We start from the raw sequence: 20,836 nt of genomic DNA, 5'->3' as shown, positions 1-20,836 counted from the left end.
GGCGGGTGCGGGTACGGAGCGCCCGGTGGAGCCGGCCGCTACCGCGTCAGCAGCTCCTCCAGGACGTCCGCCCCCTTCGCCGCGCCGCCCGCCCCGCGCACGACCCGGCCCAGGGCCGCCGCCCGGGGGCGGCAGGCCCGGACGTCCCGGACGGCGTCGCGCAGGGCCCGTACGGTCGGCTCGGCGAGCGTCCGGCCGACCCCCAGTTCCTCCGCCCGCCGGGCGATCGCCCGCTGTTCCGGGATCTGCGGCACCGCCACGAAGGGCACCCCGTGGTAGAGGGACTCCATCACCGAGTTCATCCCGGCGTGGCTCAGGAACACCTCGGCGTGGCGCAGCACCGCGACCTGCGGCACGTGGGCGTGCACCTCGACGTTCGCCGGGACCGGGCCCAGCGACTCCCGGTCCAGCCCGCCCACCGCCATGACGACTTGCCAGTCGCCGCCCCCGAACGCCTCGACGCACGTCCGGTAGAACTCGGGCCGGTCGTTGAAGACGGTTCCCAGCGAGATCAGCAGCACCGGGGCCGGCGACCGCGGGCTCCACTCCTCGGCGGTCTGCCGGCCGCTCAGCGACGGCCCGACGAAGTGGAAGCGCTCGTCGAAGGTGTCCCCCGACATCTGGAACTCGCGGGGGACGAACACCAGGCTGGTCGGGGCCACGTGGCCGAACATCAGGTTCGGGTCGTCGAGGAAGGCGTGGCCCTGCGCGAACTTCCCCATGTCCTGGACCGCGGCCAGCAGCCGGGGGTTCGCGTGGTCGAAGTCGGCCGGCAGGTACACCTGCGCCGCCGAGAAGGACTCGTTCTCCGCGAAGGTCGGCACCAGGGAGACCTCCCGCACCCCGAGCAGGTTCGCCAGCATCCTCCCGGTGAAGGTCACCGAGTCGTAGCACACCGCGTCCGGCGGGTCGGCCGAGAAGTGCCCGGCCAGAACGGGGAAGGAGGCACGCGCGTCGTCGAGGTAGTACTCCATCGTCACGGCGAGCTGTTCCGCCGTGAACCCGCCCCGCGCCGCCATGTCGGGCGGCAGCTGGGAGGGCAGGACCACCGGCGACGCCCCGGCGGCGACGGCCCCGCCGATGGTGGCCGGTCCCGTGGCGTAGCTGACCCGGTGACCGCGCCGGACCAGCTCCTCGACCAGCGGCAGGGTCGGGTTCACATGCCCGGACGCGGGCGCGCTCACGAAGGCGAAGTGGGCCATCAGCTCTCCTCCAGGATGACCGGCAGGGTCTTGTGTCCGTTGGTGAAGAAGGAACCCAGCGGCTCGAGTTCGGACGACGGGACGGCCAGCCGCAGCCGCGGGAACCGGGAGAACAACGCGGACAGCGCCGTCGTCGCCTCCAGCTTCGCCAGCGGGGTGCCGAGGCAGTAGTGCACGCCGTGCCCGAAGGTGAGGTGGTCGGCCCGCGACGGCCGGGTGACGGAGAAGGCCTCCGCGTCGGCCCCGTGCCGCGCCGGGTCGCGGCCGGCCGCGCCGTAGGACAGCAGGATCGCCTCGCCCTTGCGGATCCGCACGCCGTCCACGGAGATGTCCTCCACGGCGTACCGCAGCGGCAGGTTCGGCACCGGCGCCTGCCAGCGCAGGGTCTCGTCCACCACGTCCTCCCACGTGCTGGTCCCGGACCTGACCAGGGCGAGCTGGGACGGGTGCGTGGCCAGCGCGTGGACGGCGTGGTCGAGCAGGTTGACCGTCGTCTCGAAGCCGGCGGAGATGGTCAGCAGCAGGGTGTCCAGCAGCTCCCGCTCGGACAGCCGGGTGCCGTCCGCCTCCTGCGCGGCGATCAGGTCGCTGGTCATGTCGTCGCCGGGATCGCGCCGTTTGGCGGCCACGAGGTCCTTGAGCAGCATGTACAGCTCGCCGGAGGCGGCCTGCACGCCCGCCGGGTCCGCGTCGAGGCTGAACACCGCGTCCACCAGCCGCCGCAGGTCCGCGCCCGTCCGCGCGGTCACCCCGAACAGTCCGGTGATCACCTGGATCGGCAGCGGGAACGCGAACCGGGCGCGCAGGTCGACCGCCTGCCCCGGCGGCACCGCGGCCAGGTCGGCGATCAGGCCGGCCGTGATCTCCTCGACGCGCGGCCGCGTCGCCTCGACGCGGCGCGGGGTGAACGCCTTGGCCACCAGGCTGCGCAGCCGGGTGTGGTCGGCCCCGTAGGCGGTGAACATGTTCTGCATCGCGACCCACATGATCAGCGGCCAGTCCGGCGGGATGTCGCCGTCGCGCCACATGGGCCAGTGCTTGTTCGCGTCCTTGGAGACCCTCGGGTCGAGCAGCAGCCTCTTCGCCAGGTCGTGCCCGGTGACGGCCCAGGCCGACACGCCGCCGGGCAGTTCGACGCGCGTGGCCGGGCCGCGCTCGCGCAGGGCGGCGGCCTCGCCGAAGATGTCGCCGCCCGAGGGGTCGATGACGTACGCGTCGGCGGGCGGGGCCTGCGCGCGCACCGGCTCGGTGAAGACGGTGGCCGTACGGGGCCTGGGCGGCTCGGTGACCTCCAGCAGGGACGCGGTGAACCGCGAGCCCATGCCGAGGCCGATCGACATGATGGTGTCGCCGGGCTTCAGGGTCTCGTCGTGCAGCAGGTGGTCGATGCCGAGCAGTTGGTCGCACGGCCCGACGTGGCCGAGCTCGCGCAGCATCGGCCAGGTGGTGCGGGCCAGGTCGATGCCGAGCGGCTCCAGTACGACGACCTCCAGTTGGGCCAGGCCCAGACCGGTGACGACGAACCTGGTGACGTCGGCGACGCCGACACCGCCCTCCTTGGCGGCCTGCTCGACCGCGGTGACCAGTGCCCCGCTCATCAGCGTCAGATAGGGGGCCAGGCCGGTGACCTCGATCGGCGTACGGTTCCGGTGGCCCGCGGGGTCCGGAATCGTCGGGGTGGCGAGGACCTCCATCTGGGTCGCGGAGCTGTTGGCGGTCGCGACCAGCCGCGCCCGGCCGCCCTCGCGGTTGAGCACGGCCGCGACCGCCCCGTCGGCCAGGAAGATCCCGATGCTGGGCTGCCAGCGTTCCCACCGCGGCGGCAGGAACCGGGAGGTGGCCGTGACCAGGGTCGCGGTCGCGGCCGGGTCGGCCACCAGGTGCGCGGCGGCGGACTGCAGCGCGGCCGAGCCGCCGTTGCTGGTCGCCTCGACCTCGTAGACCAGGGCGTGGCCGAGGCCGAGGACGCGCTGGAGGTGGCAGGAGGACGCCATGTGGTCCTGGTGGTCCATCTGGGCGTAGGCGGCCATGGAGATGTCGGCGCCGCTGAGGCCGGACTCGCGCAGGGCTCCGATCGCCGCGTGCACGGCCATCGCGTGCTCGGTGACGTCGTCGGAGCGGGTGAACGACACGAAGTCCGACAGCGCGAGCAGCCGCCGCATGGTCTCGGTGTCCGGCACGGCCTGCGTCGCGGGCGTGCGGGGCGGCAGGTACCGCCCCGTTCCGCCGATGTAGACGTCGTCCCAGATCATGCTTGGTCCTTTCCCCTGAGTGCGGACAAGCCGGCCCCGTATCCGCTGAAGTCGAGGAGCCACGTGCTGACGGCCAGCGCCGTGGCAGCGGAGTGCTCCTCCAGTACGGTGAAGTGGTCGCCCGGGACGGTGAGCACTTCCTGGACGGTGGTGGACAGCCGGGGCCACGAGCGCTTCCCGGTGCCCACCAGCAGCACCGGCGCGGTGACGGGGTCCGGGGCGCCGGCCAGATCGAGGTAGCGGCCCATGGCCACCAGGCGGTCGTCGTCGACCGGCCGGACCTGGTGGCCGGCGTCGAGCATGCCGGTGAGCACGCCCGGCAGGTCGTCGGGGTAGCCGTCGACGAGCACCACGGCGCTGGGCCGGGCCCCCCGCCGTTCCAGCTCCCCGGCGGTCGCCAGCGCCAGCCACGCGCCCACCGAACGGCCGACCAGCACCGGCGCGGCTACGGCCGACGCGGCGTCGGCGAGCGCCTGGACCAGGACGTCGGCGTCCGCGGGCAGCGGGTCGCCGGCGAAGCCCGGCAGGGTGAGCGCCGTGACGTCGCGGGCGGCCTCCAGCGCCGCGGCGAACCGCCCGTACTCCTCGATGCCGCCGGACGCCAGCGCGGACGGCAGGCAGACCAGCGACGGCTGGAGGAAGCCGGCCGCGAGGGCCACCGCCTCGACCTTGGGGGCGTCGGTGGCCGGGCCCAGCCGCGACGCCGTGGCGAGCAGGTCGAGGCCGTCCTGCAGGCGGCCGACGTCGACGGCCTTGCGCAGCAGGCGCTCCATCGGCCCGGCGACCCGGTTCTCCGGCGAGCACAGCTGCCCGTAGAGGTGGTTGACGAGTTGTTCGGGCGTCGGGAAGTCGAAGGCGAGGGTCGCCGGGAGCTGCAGCCCGGTGGCCGCGTTGAGCCGGTTGCGCAGCTCGATGGCGGTCAGCGAGTCGACGCCGTGGTCGCGGAACAGCCGGCGCGGGTCGTCGATCGCGCCGGGGGCCGTCCCGAGGATGCTCGCGCTGTGCGTGACGACCAGGTCGAGCAGCAGGGCGCGCTGCCCGGGCTCGGGCAGGGCTTCGAGCCTGGCCCGCAGGTCGCCGGGGACGGCCGCCGGGGCGGGCGCGCGCCGCGGCCGGGCGAGTCCGCGCAGCAGCGCGGGCGGGGTGTCGATCGCCGCGAGGTCGAGGCGGACCGGCACCAGCACCGGGCGTTCGCCGGCCACGGCGGTGTCGAACAGGTCGAGGGCCTGCTCGGTGGCCAGCGGCAGCATCCCGGTCCTCGCCAGCCGGCGGTGGTCGGCCGCGGTCAGGTTCCCGGTGATGCCGCTGGACTCGGCCCACTGGCCCCAGGCCAGGGAGGTGGCCGGCAGACCGCGCGCGTGCCGGTGCTCGGCGAGCGCGTCGAGGAACGCGTTCGCGGCGGCGTAGTTGGCCTGCCCGGGGGCGCCGAACACCCCGGACGCCGAGGAGAACAGCACGAACGCCCGCAGGTCCAGGTGCTCGGTGGCCTCGTGCAGGTGCCACGCGGCATCGGCCTTCGAGCGCAGGACCGTGCCGAGCTGCTCCGGTGTCATCGATCCCACCAGGACGTCGTCGACGACGCCGGCGGCGTGCACGACGACCCGCAGGTCGGGGATCGAGGCGACGAGGTCCCGCAGTGCCCCGCGGTCACCGGCGTCGCAGGCGACCACGGTGAGGGCGGCGCCCAGCTCCTGCCGGAGCCCGGGCGGCTCGACGCCGCGGCGGCCGGCGAGCACCACGTGCGGGGCACCGTGCCGGGCGACCAGGTGCCGGGCGACCAGGGCGCCGAGGGTGCCGGTGCCGCCGGTGATCAGCACGGTGCCGTCCAGCGGCGCGCCGTCCAGGGGCATGCCGACCAGCGGCGCAGCCGGGGCGGCCGGGGCGGCCCGCACCAGTCTCGGTACCAGGGCGGCTCCGTCGCGCAACCGGATCTCGGGCTCGCCGACGCTCAGGGCGGCGCGCACCGCGGCGGGGACCGCCCGTCGTGAGGCGGCCGTGCCGTCGTGCCGGACGGTCAGGATCCGCCCGGGGTTCTCGCTGTGCGCGCTGCGCAGGAAGCCGGCGGCGGCGGCCGAGGCCAGGTCGTCGCCGGCGAGGACCACGAGCCGGGCCGGCGAGTCGGTGGCCAGGAACTCCCGGACCGTGCCGAGCAGTTCCCGGGTCACCGCGTGGGCGGCCGCGACCGGTTCGTCCCCACCGACGACCTCGTGGAGGACCGTTTCGGTGTCCGGGCCGTCCGGTGCCGCCATCGGGGTCCAGTCGACGGCGAACAGCGTGTTCGGCCGGCGCCCGGCCCCGTGAGCCGCCGGTTCGGCGGGCCGCAGGACAATCTCGTCGATGCTCACGACCGGCGTCCCGGCGATGTCGGTGATCCGCACCGCGCAGGTGTCCGGCCCGGTCGGGTGCAGCACCACGCGGACCGTCGCGGCCGACCCGGTGACCGACACCCCGGAGAACGAGAAGGGCAGCCGCGCCGGGCCGCCGTCGGCGCCGTCGCCTGCGGTGCCCGCGAGCAGGGTCAGCGGCTGGATGGCGGCGTCCAGGAGCGCGGGGTGGACGCGGTAACCGGTGAGCTGCGCGGGGTCCGCCGGGAAGCTCACCTCGGCGTGCAGGTCCTCGCCGTGCCGCCGGATGCCGGTGAGCCCCTGGAAGGTGGGCCCGTAGTCGTAGCCGGCTTCGGCGAGCCGGTCGTAGAACGCGTCGATGTCGATCGGCGCGGCCGGGCCGTCGTCCGCCCCTGGCCCGGCCGTCCGGTCGGCCGGTGCCGCCCGGTCCGCCGGCGGGCTGAGCACCCCGGTGGCGTGGCGGGTCCACTCGTCGGGCTCGGCGGAGGTGCGGGAGTGGACGGTGACGGGCCGGCGTCCGGTGTCGTCGGGCGCGCCGACGGTCACCTGCACGTGCGAACCGTCGCGCTCGGACAGCACCAGCGGCGCCTCCAGGACCAGTTCGGACAGGACGGGGCTGGCCGTGTGATCGCCGGCGTGGACGACCATGTCCACGAACGCCATCGCGGGCAGCAGCGTCGATCCGAGCACGGTGTGCTCGGCCAGCCACGGGTGGACGGACGCGGAGAGCTTCCCGGTCAGCACCACGCCCTGGCCGTCGGGGAGCCTCACCAGGGACCGCAGCAGCGGATGGTCGGGCGTGTCGAGGCCCTCGGACGGGGTGGTGGGGTGGAGCCAGTAGTGCTGGTGCTGGAAGGCGTACGAGGGCACGCTCGCGCCCGACGCCCCCGCTGGCGTGGTCACGGGCGGCGTCCAGCGCACGGCGCCGTCCGCCCACAACCGCCCCAGCCCGGCGAACAAGCGCTCCGGGGAGTCACCGCCACGGCGCATCAAGCCGGTTGGCACCAGGTGCGGGTGCGGCCCCACCTCGACGAACCCCGTCACGCCCTGGTCCGTCAGCCATTCCATGGCGTCGGCGAACCGGACGGGCTCGCGCACCTGCCGCACCCAGTACCCGGCCTCGCCCAGGTCCACCGGACGCCCGGCCACCGTGGAGACCACCGGGATCACCGGCTCGCCGAACGACAGACCGGCCGCCACCTCACCGAGGTCCTCCAGCACCGGATCCATCCGCGCCGAATGGAACGCGTGACTCACCGCCAGCCGCCGCACCCGCCGCCCACGGCCGCGCCACACCTCGGCGACGGCCGCCACCGCGGCCTCGTCGCCCGACACCACCACCGCGTCCACCGCGTTGACCGCCGCCACCTCGGCCCCCGGCAGCAGCGACCCCTCCACCTCCTCCAGCGAGGCCTGGAGCGAGACCATCGCCCCACCCCCGGGCAGCCCCTGCATCAACCGGCCACGCGCCCCCACCAGGACACACGCGTCCTCCAGGCCCAGCACCCCGGCCACATGCGCCGCCGCCACCTCACCGACGGAGTGCCCGACCACGAAGTCCGGCCGCACACCCAGCCACTCCACCAGCCGGAACAGCGCCACCTCCAGCGCGAACACCGCGCCCTGGGTGAACCGGGTCTCACCGAGCACGCCCTCCGCGTCCTCGAACAACACCTCCACCGGCAACCCCAGCAGCCCGCACACCTCGTCCAACGCCCGCGCGAACACCGGGAACGCGCGGTACAAACCCAGCCCCATCCCCGCCCACTGACCACCCTGACCGGAGAACACGAACGCCGACTTCCCGGAGTCGCGGGCCTCGCCGGTCACCAGCCCGGGATGCGCCTCCCCGCGCAGCAGGGCCGCCAGTGCCTCCGGTCCGGTCACCACGGCCCGGTGGGCGAACCGGGCCCGCGCGGCGAGCGCGTCGGCGATTCCGTCCTGGTCGGGGGCCTCGGCCGCGTACGCCTGCAGCCTGCGGGCCTGGGCCCGGAGCGCCTGCCCGGACTTCGCCGACAGCAGCCACGGCACCGGCACGACGGCCGCAGGGGCGGGCACGTCAGCGGGATCGTAAGCAGGGGACTCCTCGGCCGGTGCCTCCAGGATCACGTGCGCGTTGGTGCCGCTGATGCCGAACGCCGAGATGCCGGCACGGCGCGGGTGGCCGCTGTCGGGCCAGGGCCGGGCCTCGGTGAGCAGCCGGATGTTACCGGCATCCCAGTCGACGTGGGAGGTCGGCGCGTCCACGTGCAGCGTCGGCGGCAGTTGCCCGTGCCGCATCGCCATCACCATCTTGATCACACCGGCCACGCCGGCGGCGGCTTGCGTGTGGCCGATGTTCGACTTCACCGACCCCAGCCACAACGGCTCCGCCCGGTCCCGGCCGTAGGTCGCCAGCAGCGCCTGCGCCTCGATGGGGTCACCGAGCGTCGTCCCCGTCCCGTGCGCCTCCACCGCGTCCACCTCGGACGCCGCCAACCCGGCACTGGCGAGGGCCTGACGGATCACCCGCTCCTGCGACGGGCCGTTCGGCGCGGTGAGGCCGTTGGACGCCCCGTCCTGGTTCACCGCGCTTCCCGCGACGACCGCCAGCACCCGGTGGCCGTTGCGCCGCGCGTCCGACAACCGCTCCAGCAGTACCAATCCGGCGCCCTCACCCCACGCCGTGCCGTCGGCCGCCTCGGCGAACGCCTTCACCCGGCCATCGGCCGCAAGCCCCCGCTGCCGGGAGAAGTCGATGAAGGCGGCGGGTGTCGCCATGACGGTCACCCCGCCGGCCAGGGCCATCGAGCACTCCCCTGCCCGCAAGGCCTGCGCCGCCAGGTGGATCGCCACCAGCGACGACGAGCACGCCGTGTCCACCGACACCGCCGGCCCCTCCAACCCCAGCAGGTAGGACACCCGCCCGGAGCTCACACTCGTCGCCGTGCCGGTGGCCACATAGCCGTCCGCGTCGCGCGAGATCTGCTCCACTCCGCCCGCGTAACCGGACGCCCAGATGCCGGTGAAGACGCCCGTCCGGCTGCCCCGCAACGACGTCGGATCGATCCCCGCGTCCTCGAACGTCTCCCACGCCGTCTCCAGCAGCACCCGCTGCTGCGGATCCATCGCCAACGCCTCACGCGGCGAGATCCCGAAGAACCCGGCGTCGAACCCCGCCGCGTCCACGAGAAAACCACCCGACCGCGTGTACGACCTCCCCGGACCACCCGCCGGATCGTAGAGCCGACCCACGTCCCACCCACGATCCGCCGGGAACTCCCCCACCGCGTCCACCCCACCGGACACCAGATCCCACAACTCCCGGGCCGACCCCACCCCACCCGGATACCGGGCCCCCAGCCCCACCACGACCACCGGATCACCCGACACCGGAACCCCCACCGCCACGGGCACGGCCGTCCGGCGCTCCTTGCCGAGGACCACGTCACGCAGGTACTCGGCCAGCCGGGCCGGGGTCGGGTGGTCGAAGACCATCGTCGCCGGCAGCCGTGCCCCGACCACCGTGGAGAGCCGGTTGCGCAGTTCGACCGCGGTGAGCGAGTCGAAGCCCAGGTCCTTGAAGGCCAGGTCGCCGCCGATCTCGTCGCCGCGGCCCAGCACGGCCGAGGCGTGGGTGCTGACCAGGTCGAGCAGGATCTCGCGTTGCCGGGCCTCGGGCAGCGATCCCAGTTCGCCCGCCAATGCGGTGGTCCGCACCGGTTTGCGGGCGCGCGCCAGCGCGCGCAGCACCGGCCGGTCGCCCAGGGCGGACACCTTGAACCGGGCGGCGACCACCGCCGGTTCCGCGGTCTCCAGGCCCCCGTCGAACAGCCCGAGTCCGTAGTCGGTCGCCATCGGCAGCAGCCCCGAGCGGGCGAGGCGTTCACCGTCGGCCTCGGACATCCGCCCGGTCAGCCCGCTGGCCTCGGCCCAGTAGCCCCAGGCCAGCGACACGGCCGGCAGTCCGAGGGCATGCCGGTGCGCGGCCAGGCCGTCGAGATAGGCGTTCGCCGCCGCGTAGTTGGCCTGCCCTGCCGCACCGAGCGTGCCGGCCGCCGAGGAGAAGAGGACGAAGGCCGTGAGGTCCAGCCCACGGGTGAGGTCGTGGAGGTTCCACGCCGCCCGTGCCTTGGGCTCCCAGACCACGGCGAGCCGTTCGGGCGACAACGACTCCACGACCCCGTCGTCGAGCGCACCGGCCGCGTGCACGACCGCGGTCAGCGGACGCTCGGCCGGGATCGCGTCCAGTACGGCCGCCAGCGCCTGCCGGTCGGCGACGTCGCAGGCCGCCACCGTCACCTCCGCGCCCAGCCCGGCCAGCTCCTCGCACAACGCCGCCCCACCCCCGCTACGGCTGACCAGCACCAGGTGCCGCACACCCCGCTCGGCCACCAGGTGCCGGGCCACCCGGCCACCCAGCGTCCCCGTACCACCCGTGATCAGCACCGTGCCGTGGGGGTCGACCGGCTGGGGGACGGTGAGGACGAGCTTCCCCACGTGAGCGGCCCGGCTCATGAACCGGAACGCGTCCCGCGCGCGGCGGACGTCCCAGGTGGTGAGTGGCGGCAGACGCAGCTCGCCCGCCCCGAGCAGCCGGACGGCCTCGGCCAGGATCTCCCCCAGCCGCTCCGGCCCCGCATCGGCCAGGTCGAAGGCCATCACGCCGGGCCGGACGTCGGCCTTGCCCATCTCCACGAACCGCCCGCCGGGCGCGAGCAGCCGCAGGGAGGCGTCCAGGAACTCGCCGGACAGCGAGTTCAGCACCACGTCCACGGGCGGGAACCTCTGCTCGAACTCCAGGGTGCGCGACGAGGCGATGTGGTCCTCGTCCAGCCCCAGGGCGCGCAGCGCCTCCCACTTGCCCGGGCCGGCGGTGGCGAACACCTCCGCCCCGAGCCGCCGGGCCAGTTGGACCGCCGCCATGCCGACGCCGCCGGTGCCGGCGTGGATCAGCACCCGGTCGCCGGCCTTCAGCCCGCCCAGGTCGCGCAGCCCGTACCAGGCGGTCAGGAACGCGATCGGCACGGTGGCGGCCTGGGCGAACGTCCACTCGTCGGGGATGCGCACCAGCACCCTGTGGTCGGCGACGGCCACCCGGCCGAACGCGCCGGGCAGCAGCCCGGCGACCCGGTCGCCCGGCCGCAGTCCGGTGACCTCGGCGCCGACCTCGGTGACGACACCCGCGCCCTCGCTGCCGAGCAGCGCCGGGTCCGGGTAGACGCCGAGGGCGATCAGCACGTCCCGGAAGTTCAGTCCGGCCGCCCGCACGGCGACGCGCACCTCCCGGGGCCCGGGCGGGCCCTGCTCGTACGGCAGGAAGGCGAGGTCGTCCAGGCTGCCCGTGCCCGTCTGCGTCAGCCGTCCGTCGAACTCCTCCAGTGCGGAGCGCACCAGCCGGGGCACGTAGACGGCGCCACCGCGCACCGCCACCTGGTCCTCGTCGCCGACCGACAGGCCGTCGGGCAGCTCGTCGGCGTCCACGAGCACGAACCGGCCTGGATGCTCGGACTGCGCGGACCGGACCAGGCCCCAGACGGCCGAGGCTTCCGGGTCGTTCACCCCGTCACCGGGGACGACGGCGACCGCGCCCCGCGTGCGCACCACGAGCCGTTCGCCGGGCCCGGCCAGGAAGTCCTGGACGGCCGTCAGCGCCTCGGCGACCGAGCCGGGCGAGACGACGGCGTCACCGAGCGCGCCTTCGCCGAGCGCGCCGTCGCCGGGGGTCAGCGGAATCCAGTCGAGGGCGTACAGCGGGCCGCGTCCGGCCATCGGACGGGTGGTCAGCGCCTCGACGGTCGCGACGGGCTCGCCGGACCGGTCCGCCAGGTGGACGGCGTACGTGCCGGGGCGCACCACCGTCAGCCGCACGCGCGCGGAGGTCACGCCCGTGCGGTGGACCGCGATCCCGTTCAGCGAGAACGGCAGCCGTACGTCGCCTTCGGTGCCGGACAGCAGCGCCAGCGGTTGCAGGGCGGCGTCCAGCAGGGCCGGATGGACGGAGAACCGGGCCGCGTCCGGCACGGTGACCTCGGCGAACACCTCGTCGCCGCGGCGCCACACCGCCTGCACGGCCTGGAAGGCCGGCCCGTACTCGTAGCCCGCCGCGGCGAGCGTGTCGTAGAGCCCGGTGACCGGTTCCGCGCCGGCCGGCGGCCACTGCGTCAGCTCCCGCCCGGCCGCGGGTTCCCCGCCCACCGTGCCGGTGGCGTGCCGCACCCAGCCGTCCGTACGCGACCGGACGTCGACCGTACGGCGGCCGGTCCCGTCCGGCTCGCCCACGACGACCTGCACGTCCACCGCGCCGTCCGCGGGCACCACCAGCGGCGCCTCCAGGACCAGTTCCTCCACTGCCGCCCCGGCCGCCTGCACCACCAGTTCGACGAACGCCGTCGCGGGCAGCAGCACCGTCCCCAGGACGGAGTGGTCCGCGAGCCAGGGGTGGGTGGCCAGGGAGAGCCGACCCGTCAGGACCCGCTGCTCGCCCACCTCGACGGCGGCGCCGAGCAGCGGGTGGTCCACCGGGTCGAGCCCGGCCGCGGAGACGTCGCCCGCGCCCCCGGCGAGCCAGAACCGCGTCCGCTGGAAGGGGTAGGTGGGCAGCGTCACCGGCTCCCGTTCGGGGAACGGCCACCGCACCGGCACGCCCGCGACGAACAGCCGCGCCGCGCCGGCCAGGAACTCGGCCGGGGTGCCGTGGTCGCGGCGCAGCGTCCCGGTCACCACACCTGCCTCGTGCTCCTCCAGCGCGGGCGTGAGCACCGGGTGCGGGCTGATCTCGAGGAAGACGGGGTCGCTGTCCGAGGCGAGCAGCAGCCGGGTGGTCTGGTCGAACAGCACCGGTTCGCGGAGGTTGCGGTACCAGTAGCCGGCGTCGAGGGCGGAGGTGTCGACGGGTTCCGCGGTGACCGTGGAGTAGAACGGCACCGCCGCCGACTGCGGTGTGATGTCGGCCAGTTCGGTGAGCAGTCGCTCGCGGATCGCCTCGACCTGGGCGGAGTGGGCGGCGTAGTCCACCGGCAGGCGGCGGGCGCGGATGCCGTCGGCCTCACAGGCCGCCAGCAACTCGTCCAGCGCGCCCAGATCGCCCGAAACCACCACGCTGCCCGCCGAGTTGACCACCGCCACCGTCAGCCGACCGTCCCAGCGGGCCACCAACTCGGCGGCCTGCTCGTGGCCGAGGCCGACCGACACCATCCCGCCCTGACCCGCCAGAGCGACCAGCGCCCTGCTGCGCAGGGCGACCACCTTGGCGGCGTCGTCCAGGGACAGCACCCCGGCCACGTAGGCGGCCGCGATCTCGCCCTGCGAGTGCCCGACGACCGCATCCGGCTCCACCCCGTGGGCACGCCACAGCTCCGCCAGCGCCACCATCACCGCGAACAGGGCGGGCTGCACGACGTCCACCCGCTCCAGCGAGCCGCCGCCGGTCAGCACCTCCACCAACGACCAGTCCGTGAACGGCGCCAACGCGGCATCACACGCCTCGATCACCTCCCGGAACACCGGCTCCGAGCCGTACAACTCCCCACCCATGCCGACCCACTGCGCACCCTGCCCCGGGAACACGAACACCGACCGGCCCAGCGGACGCGCGGTCCCGGTGACCAGACCCGGCGCCGACCGGCCCTCCGCCAGGGCCTCCAGCGCCTCCACACCGCTCAGCACCGCCCGGTGCTCGAACACGGTACGGGCGGCCAGAGCGCCCCCGACCGCCGCCGGGCTCACCTCGGGATGCACGGCGGCGAAGGCACCCAGCCGACGCGCCTGCTCCCGCAACGCCACCTCGGACCTGGCCGACAACATCCACGGCACCACCCCGCCCGCGGACCCGGTCGAAACCCCGGCCGGCTCCTCGGCAGCCGCCTCGATCACCACATGCGCGTTCGTCCCGCTGATGCCGAAGGCCGAGATGCCCGCGCGGCGCGGGTGGCCGCTGTCGGGCCAGGGCCGGGCCTCGGTGAGCAGCCGGATGTTTCCGGAATCCCAGTCGACGTGCGAGGTCGGCGCGTCGACGTGCAGCGTCGGCGGCAGTTGCCCGTGCCGCATCGCCATCACCATCTTGATCACACCCGCCACACCGGCCGCCGCCTGGGTGTGCCCGATGTTCGACTTCACCGAGCCCAGCCACAACGGCTCCGCCCGGTCCCGGCCGTAGGTCGCCAACAGCGCCTGCGCCTCGATGGGGTCACCGAGCGTCGTCCCCGTGCCGTGTGCCTCCACCGCGTCCACGTCCGCCGTCGACAACCCGGCACTGGCGAGGGCCTGACGGATCACCCGCTCCTGCGACGGACCGTTCGGCGCCCCGAGGCCGTTGGAGGTGCCGTCCTGGTTGACCGCCGAGCCCCGCACCACCGCCAGCACCCGGTGGCCGTTGCGGCGGGCGTCCGACAGCCGCTCCAACAGCACCAAGCCGGCGCCCTCACCCCACGCCGTACCGTCAGCCGCCTCGGCGAACGCCTTCACCCTCCCGTCGGGAGCCAGGCCGCGCTGGCGCGAGAACTCCGTGAACCCCAGCGGGGTCGCCATCACGGTCACCCCGCCGGCCAGGGCCATCGAGCACTCCCCTGCCCGCAAGGCCTGCGCCGCCAGGTGGATCGCCACCAGCGAGGACGAGCAGGCGGTGTCCAGCGAGACCGCCGCGCCCTCCAGCCCCAGCAGGTAGGCGATCCGGCCGGAGGTCACGCTGGTCGCGGCGCCCGTACCGAGATAGCCCTCGGCGTCGGCGGGTGCCTGGTCGCCGTAGCCGGACGCCCAGATGCCGGTGAAGACGCCCGTCCGGCTGCCCCGCAAGGACGTCGGATCGATCCCCGCGTCCTCGAACGTCTCCCACGCCGTCTCCAGCAGCACCCGCTGCTGCGGATCCATCGCCAACGCCTCACGCGGCGAGATCCCGAAGAAATCGGCATCGAACCCCGCCGCGTCCACGAGGAAGCCACCCGACCGCGTGTACGACGTCCCCGGATGATCCGCATCCGGATGGAACAACCCCTCCACGTCCCACCCCCGATCAGCCGGAAATCCGCCGATCGCATCCACCCCACCCGACACCAGGCCCCACAACTCCTCCGGCGACCCCACCCCACCCGGCAACCGGCACCCCATGCCCACGATCACCACCGGATCAGCCCCGTCACCCGCCCCGCCCACCGGCACCACCGGCGCCACGGCCCCACCGAGGAGCTCGCTCAACAGGTGCTCGGCGAGTTGCCGCGGGGTGGGGTGGTCGAATGTGACGGTGGCGGGCAGGCGCAGGCCGGTGGCGGTGTTGAGCCGGTTGCGCAGTTCGACGGAGGTCAGGGAGTCGAAGCCGAGGTCCTTGAACGGTTGCCGGTCCCATCCGGCCTCCGGTTCGCGGTGGCCGAGCACGGCGGCGGTGTCGGCGGTGACCAGGTCGAGGGCGGCTCGCAGCCGTTCGGCCTCCGGCAGTGACCGCAGGCGGTCGGCGATCGCGCCGTGCCGCGCCGGGCGCCGGACCGTCTTGCGGGAGACGAGGCCCTTGAGCGCCGCCGGGGCCGCCGGGGCGCCCGTCATCACGGACAGGTCGAGGCGTACCGGCACCAGGGCGGCCCGGTCCGTGGCCAGGGCCGCGTCGAACAGCGACAGGGCGTGGTCGGTGGCCAGCGGCACGACCCCGGCTCGCACCAGCCGGTCCTGGTCGGCACCGGTCAGGTGCCCGGTCATGCCGCTCGGCTCGGCCCAGTAGCCCCAGGCCAGCGAGGTCGCCGGGAGGCCCAGGGCACGCCGGTGCACGGCGAGGGCGTCGAGGAAGGTGTTGGCCGCGGCGTAGTTGGCCTGGCCGGGGCTGCCGAGCGTGCCGGCCGCCGAGGAGAAGAGGACGAAGGCCGTGAGGTCCAGCCCACGGGTGAGGTCGTGGAGGTTCCACGCCGCCCGTGCCTTGGGCTCCCAGACCGCGGTGAGGCGCTCAAGCGTCAGGGACTCGACCACGGCGTCGTCGAGCACACCGGCCGCGTGCACGACCGCGGTCAGCGGACGCTCGGCCGGGATCGCGTCCAGTACGGCCGCCAGCGCCTGCCGGTCGGCCACGTCACAGGCCGCCACCGTCACCTCCGCGCCCAGCCCGGCCAGTTCCTCGCACAACGCCGCCCCGCCACCACTACGGCTGACCAGCACCAGGTGCCGCACACCCCGCTCGGCCACCAGGTGCCGGGCCACCCGGCCACCCAGCGTCCCCGTCCCACCTGTGATCAGCACCGTGCCGTGGGGGTCGACCGGCTGGGGGACGGTGAGGACGATCTTCCCGATGTGAGCGGCCCGGCTCATGAACCGGAACACGTCGACCGCGTCCCGCACCCCGCGTACGTCCAGCGGCAGCGGTGCGAACCCGCCGTCCGCAAAGGCCCGGACGACGGCGTCCAGGATCTCGCCGAGCCGCTCCGGCCCCGCGTCGGCGATGTCGAACGCCCGGTAGACGATGTCGGGATGGTCGGCCGCGTCGCGGATGTCGGTCTTGCCCATCTCCACGAACCGGCCGCCGGGCGCGAGCAGCCGCAGGGAGGCGTCGACGAACTCGCCGGACAGCGAGTCCAGGACCACGTCCACGGGCGGGAACTTCTGCTCGAACTCCAGGGTGCGCGACGAGGCGATGTGGTCCTCGTCCAGCCCCAGGGCGCGCAGCGCCTCCCACTTGCCCGGGCCGGCGGTGGCGAACACCTCCGCCCCGAGCCGCCGGGCCAGTTGGACCGCCGCCATGCCCACGCCGCCGGTGCCGGCGTGGATCAGCACCCGGTCACCGGCCTTCAGCCCGCCCAGGTCGCGCAGCCCGTACCAGGCGGTCAGGAACACCACGGGCACGGACGCGGCCCTGGCGAACGACCAGTCGTCGGGCATCCGGACCAGCAGCCGCTGGTCGGCGACGGTGACCGGGCCGAAGGCGCCGGGGACCAGGCCCATGACCCGGTCGCCGGGCCGGAACCGGGTGTCCGGGCCGGTTTCGAGGACGACGCCCGCGCCTTCGCCGCCCATCAGGGCCTCGCCGGGGTACACGCCGAGGGCGATCAGCACGTCCCGGAAGTTCAGGCCGGCCGCCCGCATGGCGATCCGGACCTGCCCGGGGTCCAGCGGATCCATCAGCTCCGGGCGGGGCACCAGCGCCAGGCCGTCGATGCTGCCGGTGCCCGTGTCCTCCAGCCTCCAGGCCCCGTCCGGCGGGGTGAGGCTCGCGCCGACGCGGACCAGGCGCGGGACGCGCAGCATCCCTTGGCGTACCGCCAGTTCCGGCTCGTCGGTGTCGGCGATCAGCGCGGGGTCCCAGGTCGCGTCGGCGTCGACCAGGACGAACCGGTCGGGGTGTTCGGCCCGCGCGCCGCGGACCAGGCCCCAGACCATCGAGTGGTGGAGGCCGACCACGTCACCGGGCGCGGCGGCGACGGCGTTGCGGGTGACGACCACCAGCCGCCCACGCTCGCCGGCCAGGTGGTCCCGGATCACGGCGAGGACGCTCCGCGCGCTCTCGTACGCCGCCTCGACGGGGTCCGCCTCGGGCGCCGGCCCGGGCACCTCGTGGACGACCAGGTCCGCGAGGTCGCCGCCCGTCGGCGCCGGTTCGACGGCCGGCGAATCACAGGACAGCCAGTCGAGTGCGTACAGGCTGTCCGGGACGGCGGTGGCGTCCCGGACGGTCAGCGAGGTGACGACCGCGACCGGGGTGCCGTCCTGATCGGCCACGGCCACGGTGTACGTGTCCGGCCCGGTGGCGGACAGGCGTACCCGCAGCGGCCCTCGGCCCGCGGACCGTATCGCCACTCCGGTGAACGCGAACGGCAGGCCGGTGCGGTCGGTGAGGAACGCCATGGAGTGCAGGGCGGCGTCGAGCAGCGCGGGGTGCAGGGTGAACGGTTCCTCGGCGGGAAGCTGCACCTCGGCGTAGACGGTGTCGCCGACCCGCCGGGCCGCCGTGACGCCCTGGAACGCCGGGCCGTACTCGTAGCCGAGCACGGACAGCGCGTCGTAGAGCCCGTCGACGTCGAGGGGCTCACCGGCCCGCGGCCAGTCCCAGGCGCTCAGCACCGGCTCCTCGCCCAGGGTCCCGGTGGCGTGCCGCACCCACTCGTCGCCGTCCCGCGAGTACACCGTGAGCGGGTTGCGGCCGTCGTCCTCGGGGCCCACGACGACCTGGAGGTCCACCGGGGTGTCGTCGAGAACGAGCGGCGTTTCGAGCACCAGCTCCTCGACCGCGCAGCCGAGCCGGCCGGCCGCGTAGGCCGCCATTTCCGCGAACGCCGTGCCGGGCAGGAGGACGGAGCCCCGCACGGCGTGGTCGGCCAGCCACGGGTGGGTGGCGAGCGAGATCCGTCCGCTGAGCACCGCGCCGTCGGGCAGTTCCACGAACGTGCTGAGCAGGGGGTGGTCGCCCGAAGCCGTCGGGACGGGCCGCAGCCAGTACGGCCGGCGCTGGAAGGCGTACGTCGGCAGGTCGACGGGCTCGGTGTCGTCCGGGAGCCGCCAGTCGACCGGGACGCCGTGGACGTGCAGGCGGGCCCTCGGGGTGAGGAAGTCTTCCTGGTCGCGCCGGAGCGTGCCGGTGACGAGGAGGTCGCAGCCGTGGTGGTGTCCGGTCTCCTCGACGGCGGAGACCAGGACCGGGTGCGGGCTGACCTCGACGAAGACGGTGTGGCCGTGGTCGAGCAGCGCACGGGTGGTCTGCTCGAACAGCACGGGTTCGCGGAGGTTGCGGTACCAGTAGCCGGCGTCGAGGGCGGAGGTGTCGACCGGCTCGCCGGTCACCGTGGAGTAGAACGGCACCGCCGCCGACTGCGCTGTGATGTCGGCCAGTTCGGTGAGCAGTTGGTCGCGGATCGCCTCGACCTGGGCGGAGTGGGCGGCGTAGTCCACCGGCAGGCGGCGGGCGCGGATGCCGTCGGCCTCACAGGCCGCCAGCAGTTCGTCCAGCGCGCCCAGATCGCCCGAAACCACCACGCCGTCCGCCGAGTTGACCACCGCCACCGTCAGCCGACCGTCCCAGCGGGCCACCAACTCGGCGGCCTGCTCGTGCCCGACGCCTAGGGAAAGCATGCCGCCCTGACCCGCCAGGGCGACCAGCGCCCTGCTCCGTAACGCCACCACCTTGGCGGCGTCGTCCAGGGACAGCACCCCGGCCACGTAGGCGGCCGCGATCTCGCCCTGCGAATGCCCGACCACGGCATCCGGCTCCACACCGTGGGCACGCCACAGCTCCGCCAGCGCCACCATCACCGCGAACAGGGCAGGCTGCACCACATCCACCCGCTCCAGCGAGCCGCCGCCGGTCAGCACCTCCACCAACGACCAGTCCGTGAACGGCGCCAACGCGGCATCACACGCCTCGATCACCTCCCGGAACACCGGCTCCGAGGCGTACAACTCCCCACCCATGCCGACCCACTGCGCACCCTGCCCCGGGAACACGAACACCGACCGGCCCAGCGGACGCGCGGTCCCGGCGACCAGACCCGGCGCCGACCGGCCCTCCACCAGAGCCTCCAACGCCTCCACACCGCTCAGCACCGCCCGGTGGTCGAACCGCGACCGCCCCGCCAGCGCCCGACCCACCGCAACCGCGCCAACCTCCGGATGCCCGGCCAGGAACGCCCCCAGCCGACGCGCCTGCTCCCGCAGGGCCGCGTCCGACTTCCCCGACAACACCCACGGCACCACGCCACCCGCGGACTCCGTCGAGACGCCGACCGGCTCCCCGGCAGCCGCCTCGATCACCACGTGCGCGTTCGTCCCGCTGATGCCGAACGCGGACACGCCGGCACGGCGGGGGCGCCCCGTCTCCGGCCACGGCCGGGCCTCGGTGAGCAGGGAGACACGGCCCGCCGACCAGTCGACGTGGGAGGTCGGCGCGTCCACGTGGAGGGTCCGCGGCAGTTGCCCGTGCCGCATCGCCATCACCATCTTGATCACACCGGCCACACCGGCCGCCGCCTGGGTGTGCCCGATGTTCGACTTCACCGAGCCCAGCCACAACGGCTCCGCCCGCCCCTGGCCGTACGTCGCCAGCAACGCCTGCGCCTCGATCGGATCGCCGAGGGTGGTGCCGGTGCCGTGCGCCTCCACCGCGTCCACCTCGGACGCCGCCAACCCGGCACTGGCGAGGGCCTGCCGGATGACGCGTTCCTGGGCGGGGCCGTTCGGCGCCGCGAGCCCGTTCGACGCCCCGTCCTGGTTGACCGCCGAACCCCGCACCACCGCCAGCACCCGGTGACCGTTGCGCCGCGCGTCCGACAACCGCTCCAGCAGCACCAATCCGGCGCCCTCACCCCACGCCGTGCCGTCGGCCGCCTCGGCGAACGCCTTCACCCGCCCGTCCGCCGCAAGCCCCCGCTGCCGCGAGAACTCGACGAACCCCGCCGGCGTCGCCATCACCGTCACCCCACCGGCCAGGGCCATCGAGCACTCCCCTGCCCGCAAGGCCTGCGCCGCCAGGTGGATCGCCACCAGCGACGACGAGCACGCCGTGTCCACCGACACCGCCGGACCCTCCAACCCCAGCAGGTACGACACCCGCCCGGACGTGGCGCTGGTGGCCGTTCCGGTGGCGAGAAAGCCTTCGAGGTCCGGCGGCGGCTGGTTGCCGTAGCCGGAGGACCAGAGGCCGGTGAACACGGCCGTGCGGCTGCCGCCGAGCGTGGTCGGGTCGATGCCGGCGTGCTCGAAGGTCTCCCAGGCGGTCTCCAGCAGCACCCGCTGCTGCGGATCCATCGCCAATGCCTCGCGCGGCGAGATCCCGAAGAACCCGGCGTCGAACCCGGCGCCGTCGGCGAGGAAGCCGCCCGACCGGCTGTAGGTCGTGCCCGGCCGGTCCGGGTCGGGGTCGTAGACGACGTCCCAGCCACGGTCCGGCGGGAACTCGGTGATCGCGTCGGCGCCGTCCGAGACGAGCCGCCACAGGCCGTCCGGGGACTCGACTCCGCCCGGGTAGCGGCAGCCCATGCCGATGATCGCGATCGGCTCGCGTGCGGCCTCCTCCAGGTCGGCGAGGCGCCTGCTGAGCACTCCCAGGTCGGCCGTGGCGCGCTTGAGGTAGCTGCGGAGCTTCTCTTCGTCGGACATC

At 74.5% G+C, this 20,836-nt stretch carries 3 protein-coding genes; all 3 read right to left on the bottom strand.

All coding sequences use genetic code 11. The features are described 5' to 3' along the window. Positions 1 to 38 precede the first annotated feature (38 nt). From ACZ5GH_RS35315 to ACZ5GH_RS35305, 3 genes are read right to left on the bottom strand one after another with little or no spacing between them, the layout of a single operon-like run. Positions 39 to 1,202 (bottom strand): macrolide family glycosyltransferase, encoded by a 1,164-nt coding sequence (locus tag ACZ5GH_RS35315; protein WP_464336374.1) that lies wholly within the window; start codon positions 1,200 to 1,202, stop codon positions 39 to 41. Further along, positions 1,202 to 3,454: a cytochrome P450 gene (locus tag ACZ5GH_RS35310; protein WP_464336373.1), complete on the bottom strand. Its 2,253-nt coding sequence runs from the start codon at positions 3,452 to 3,454 to the stop codon at positions 1,202 to 1,204. Before ACZ5GH_RS35310 ends, ACZ5GH_RS35315 begins: the two co-directional genes overlap by 1 nt. Beyond that, a complete protein-coding gene (locus tag ACZ5GH_RS35305) occupies positions 3,451 to 20,835 on the bottom strand; it encodes an SDR family NAD(P)-dependent oxidoreductase (RefSeq protein ID WP_464336372.1) in 17,385 nt (5,794 codons plus the stop codon). The genes ACZ5GH_RS35310 and ACZ5GH_RS35305 overlap by 4 nt, the downstream gene beginning before the upstream one ends. Between the last annotated feature and the right edge of the window lies 1 nt (position 20,836).

Source organism: Kitasatospora sp. Xyl93 (assembly GCF_055383135.1).
The sequence above is the reverse complement of the archived record's forward strand: the minus strand, read 5'-3'. Positions and strand labels throughout refer to the sequence as shown.

Excerpts from the sequence above, each read along its gene's own strand:
- ACZ5GH_RS35305 (WP_464336372.1), bottom strand. The coding sequence starts at position 20,835 with ATGTCCGACGAAGAGAAGCTCCGCAGCTACCTCAAGCGCGCCACGGCC.
- ACZ5GH_RS35315 (WP_464336374.1), bottom strand. The coding sequence starts at position 1,202 with ATGGCCCACTTCGCCTTCGTGAGCGCGCCCGCGTCCGGGCATGTGAAC.
- ACZ5GH_RS35310 (WP_464336373.1), bottom strand. The coding sequence starts at position 3,454 with ATGATCTGGGACGACGTCTACATCGGCGGAACGGGGCGGTACCTGCCG.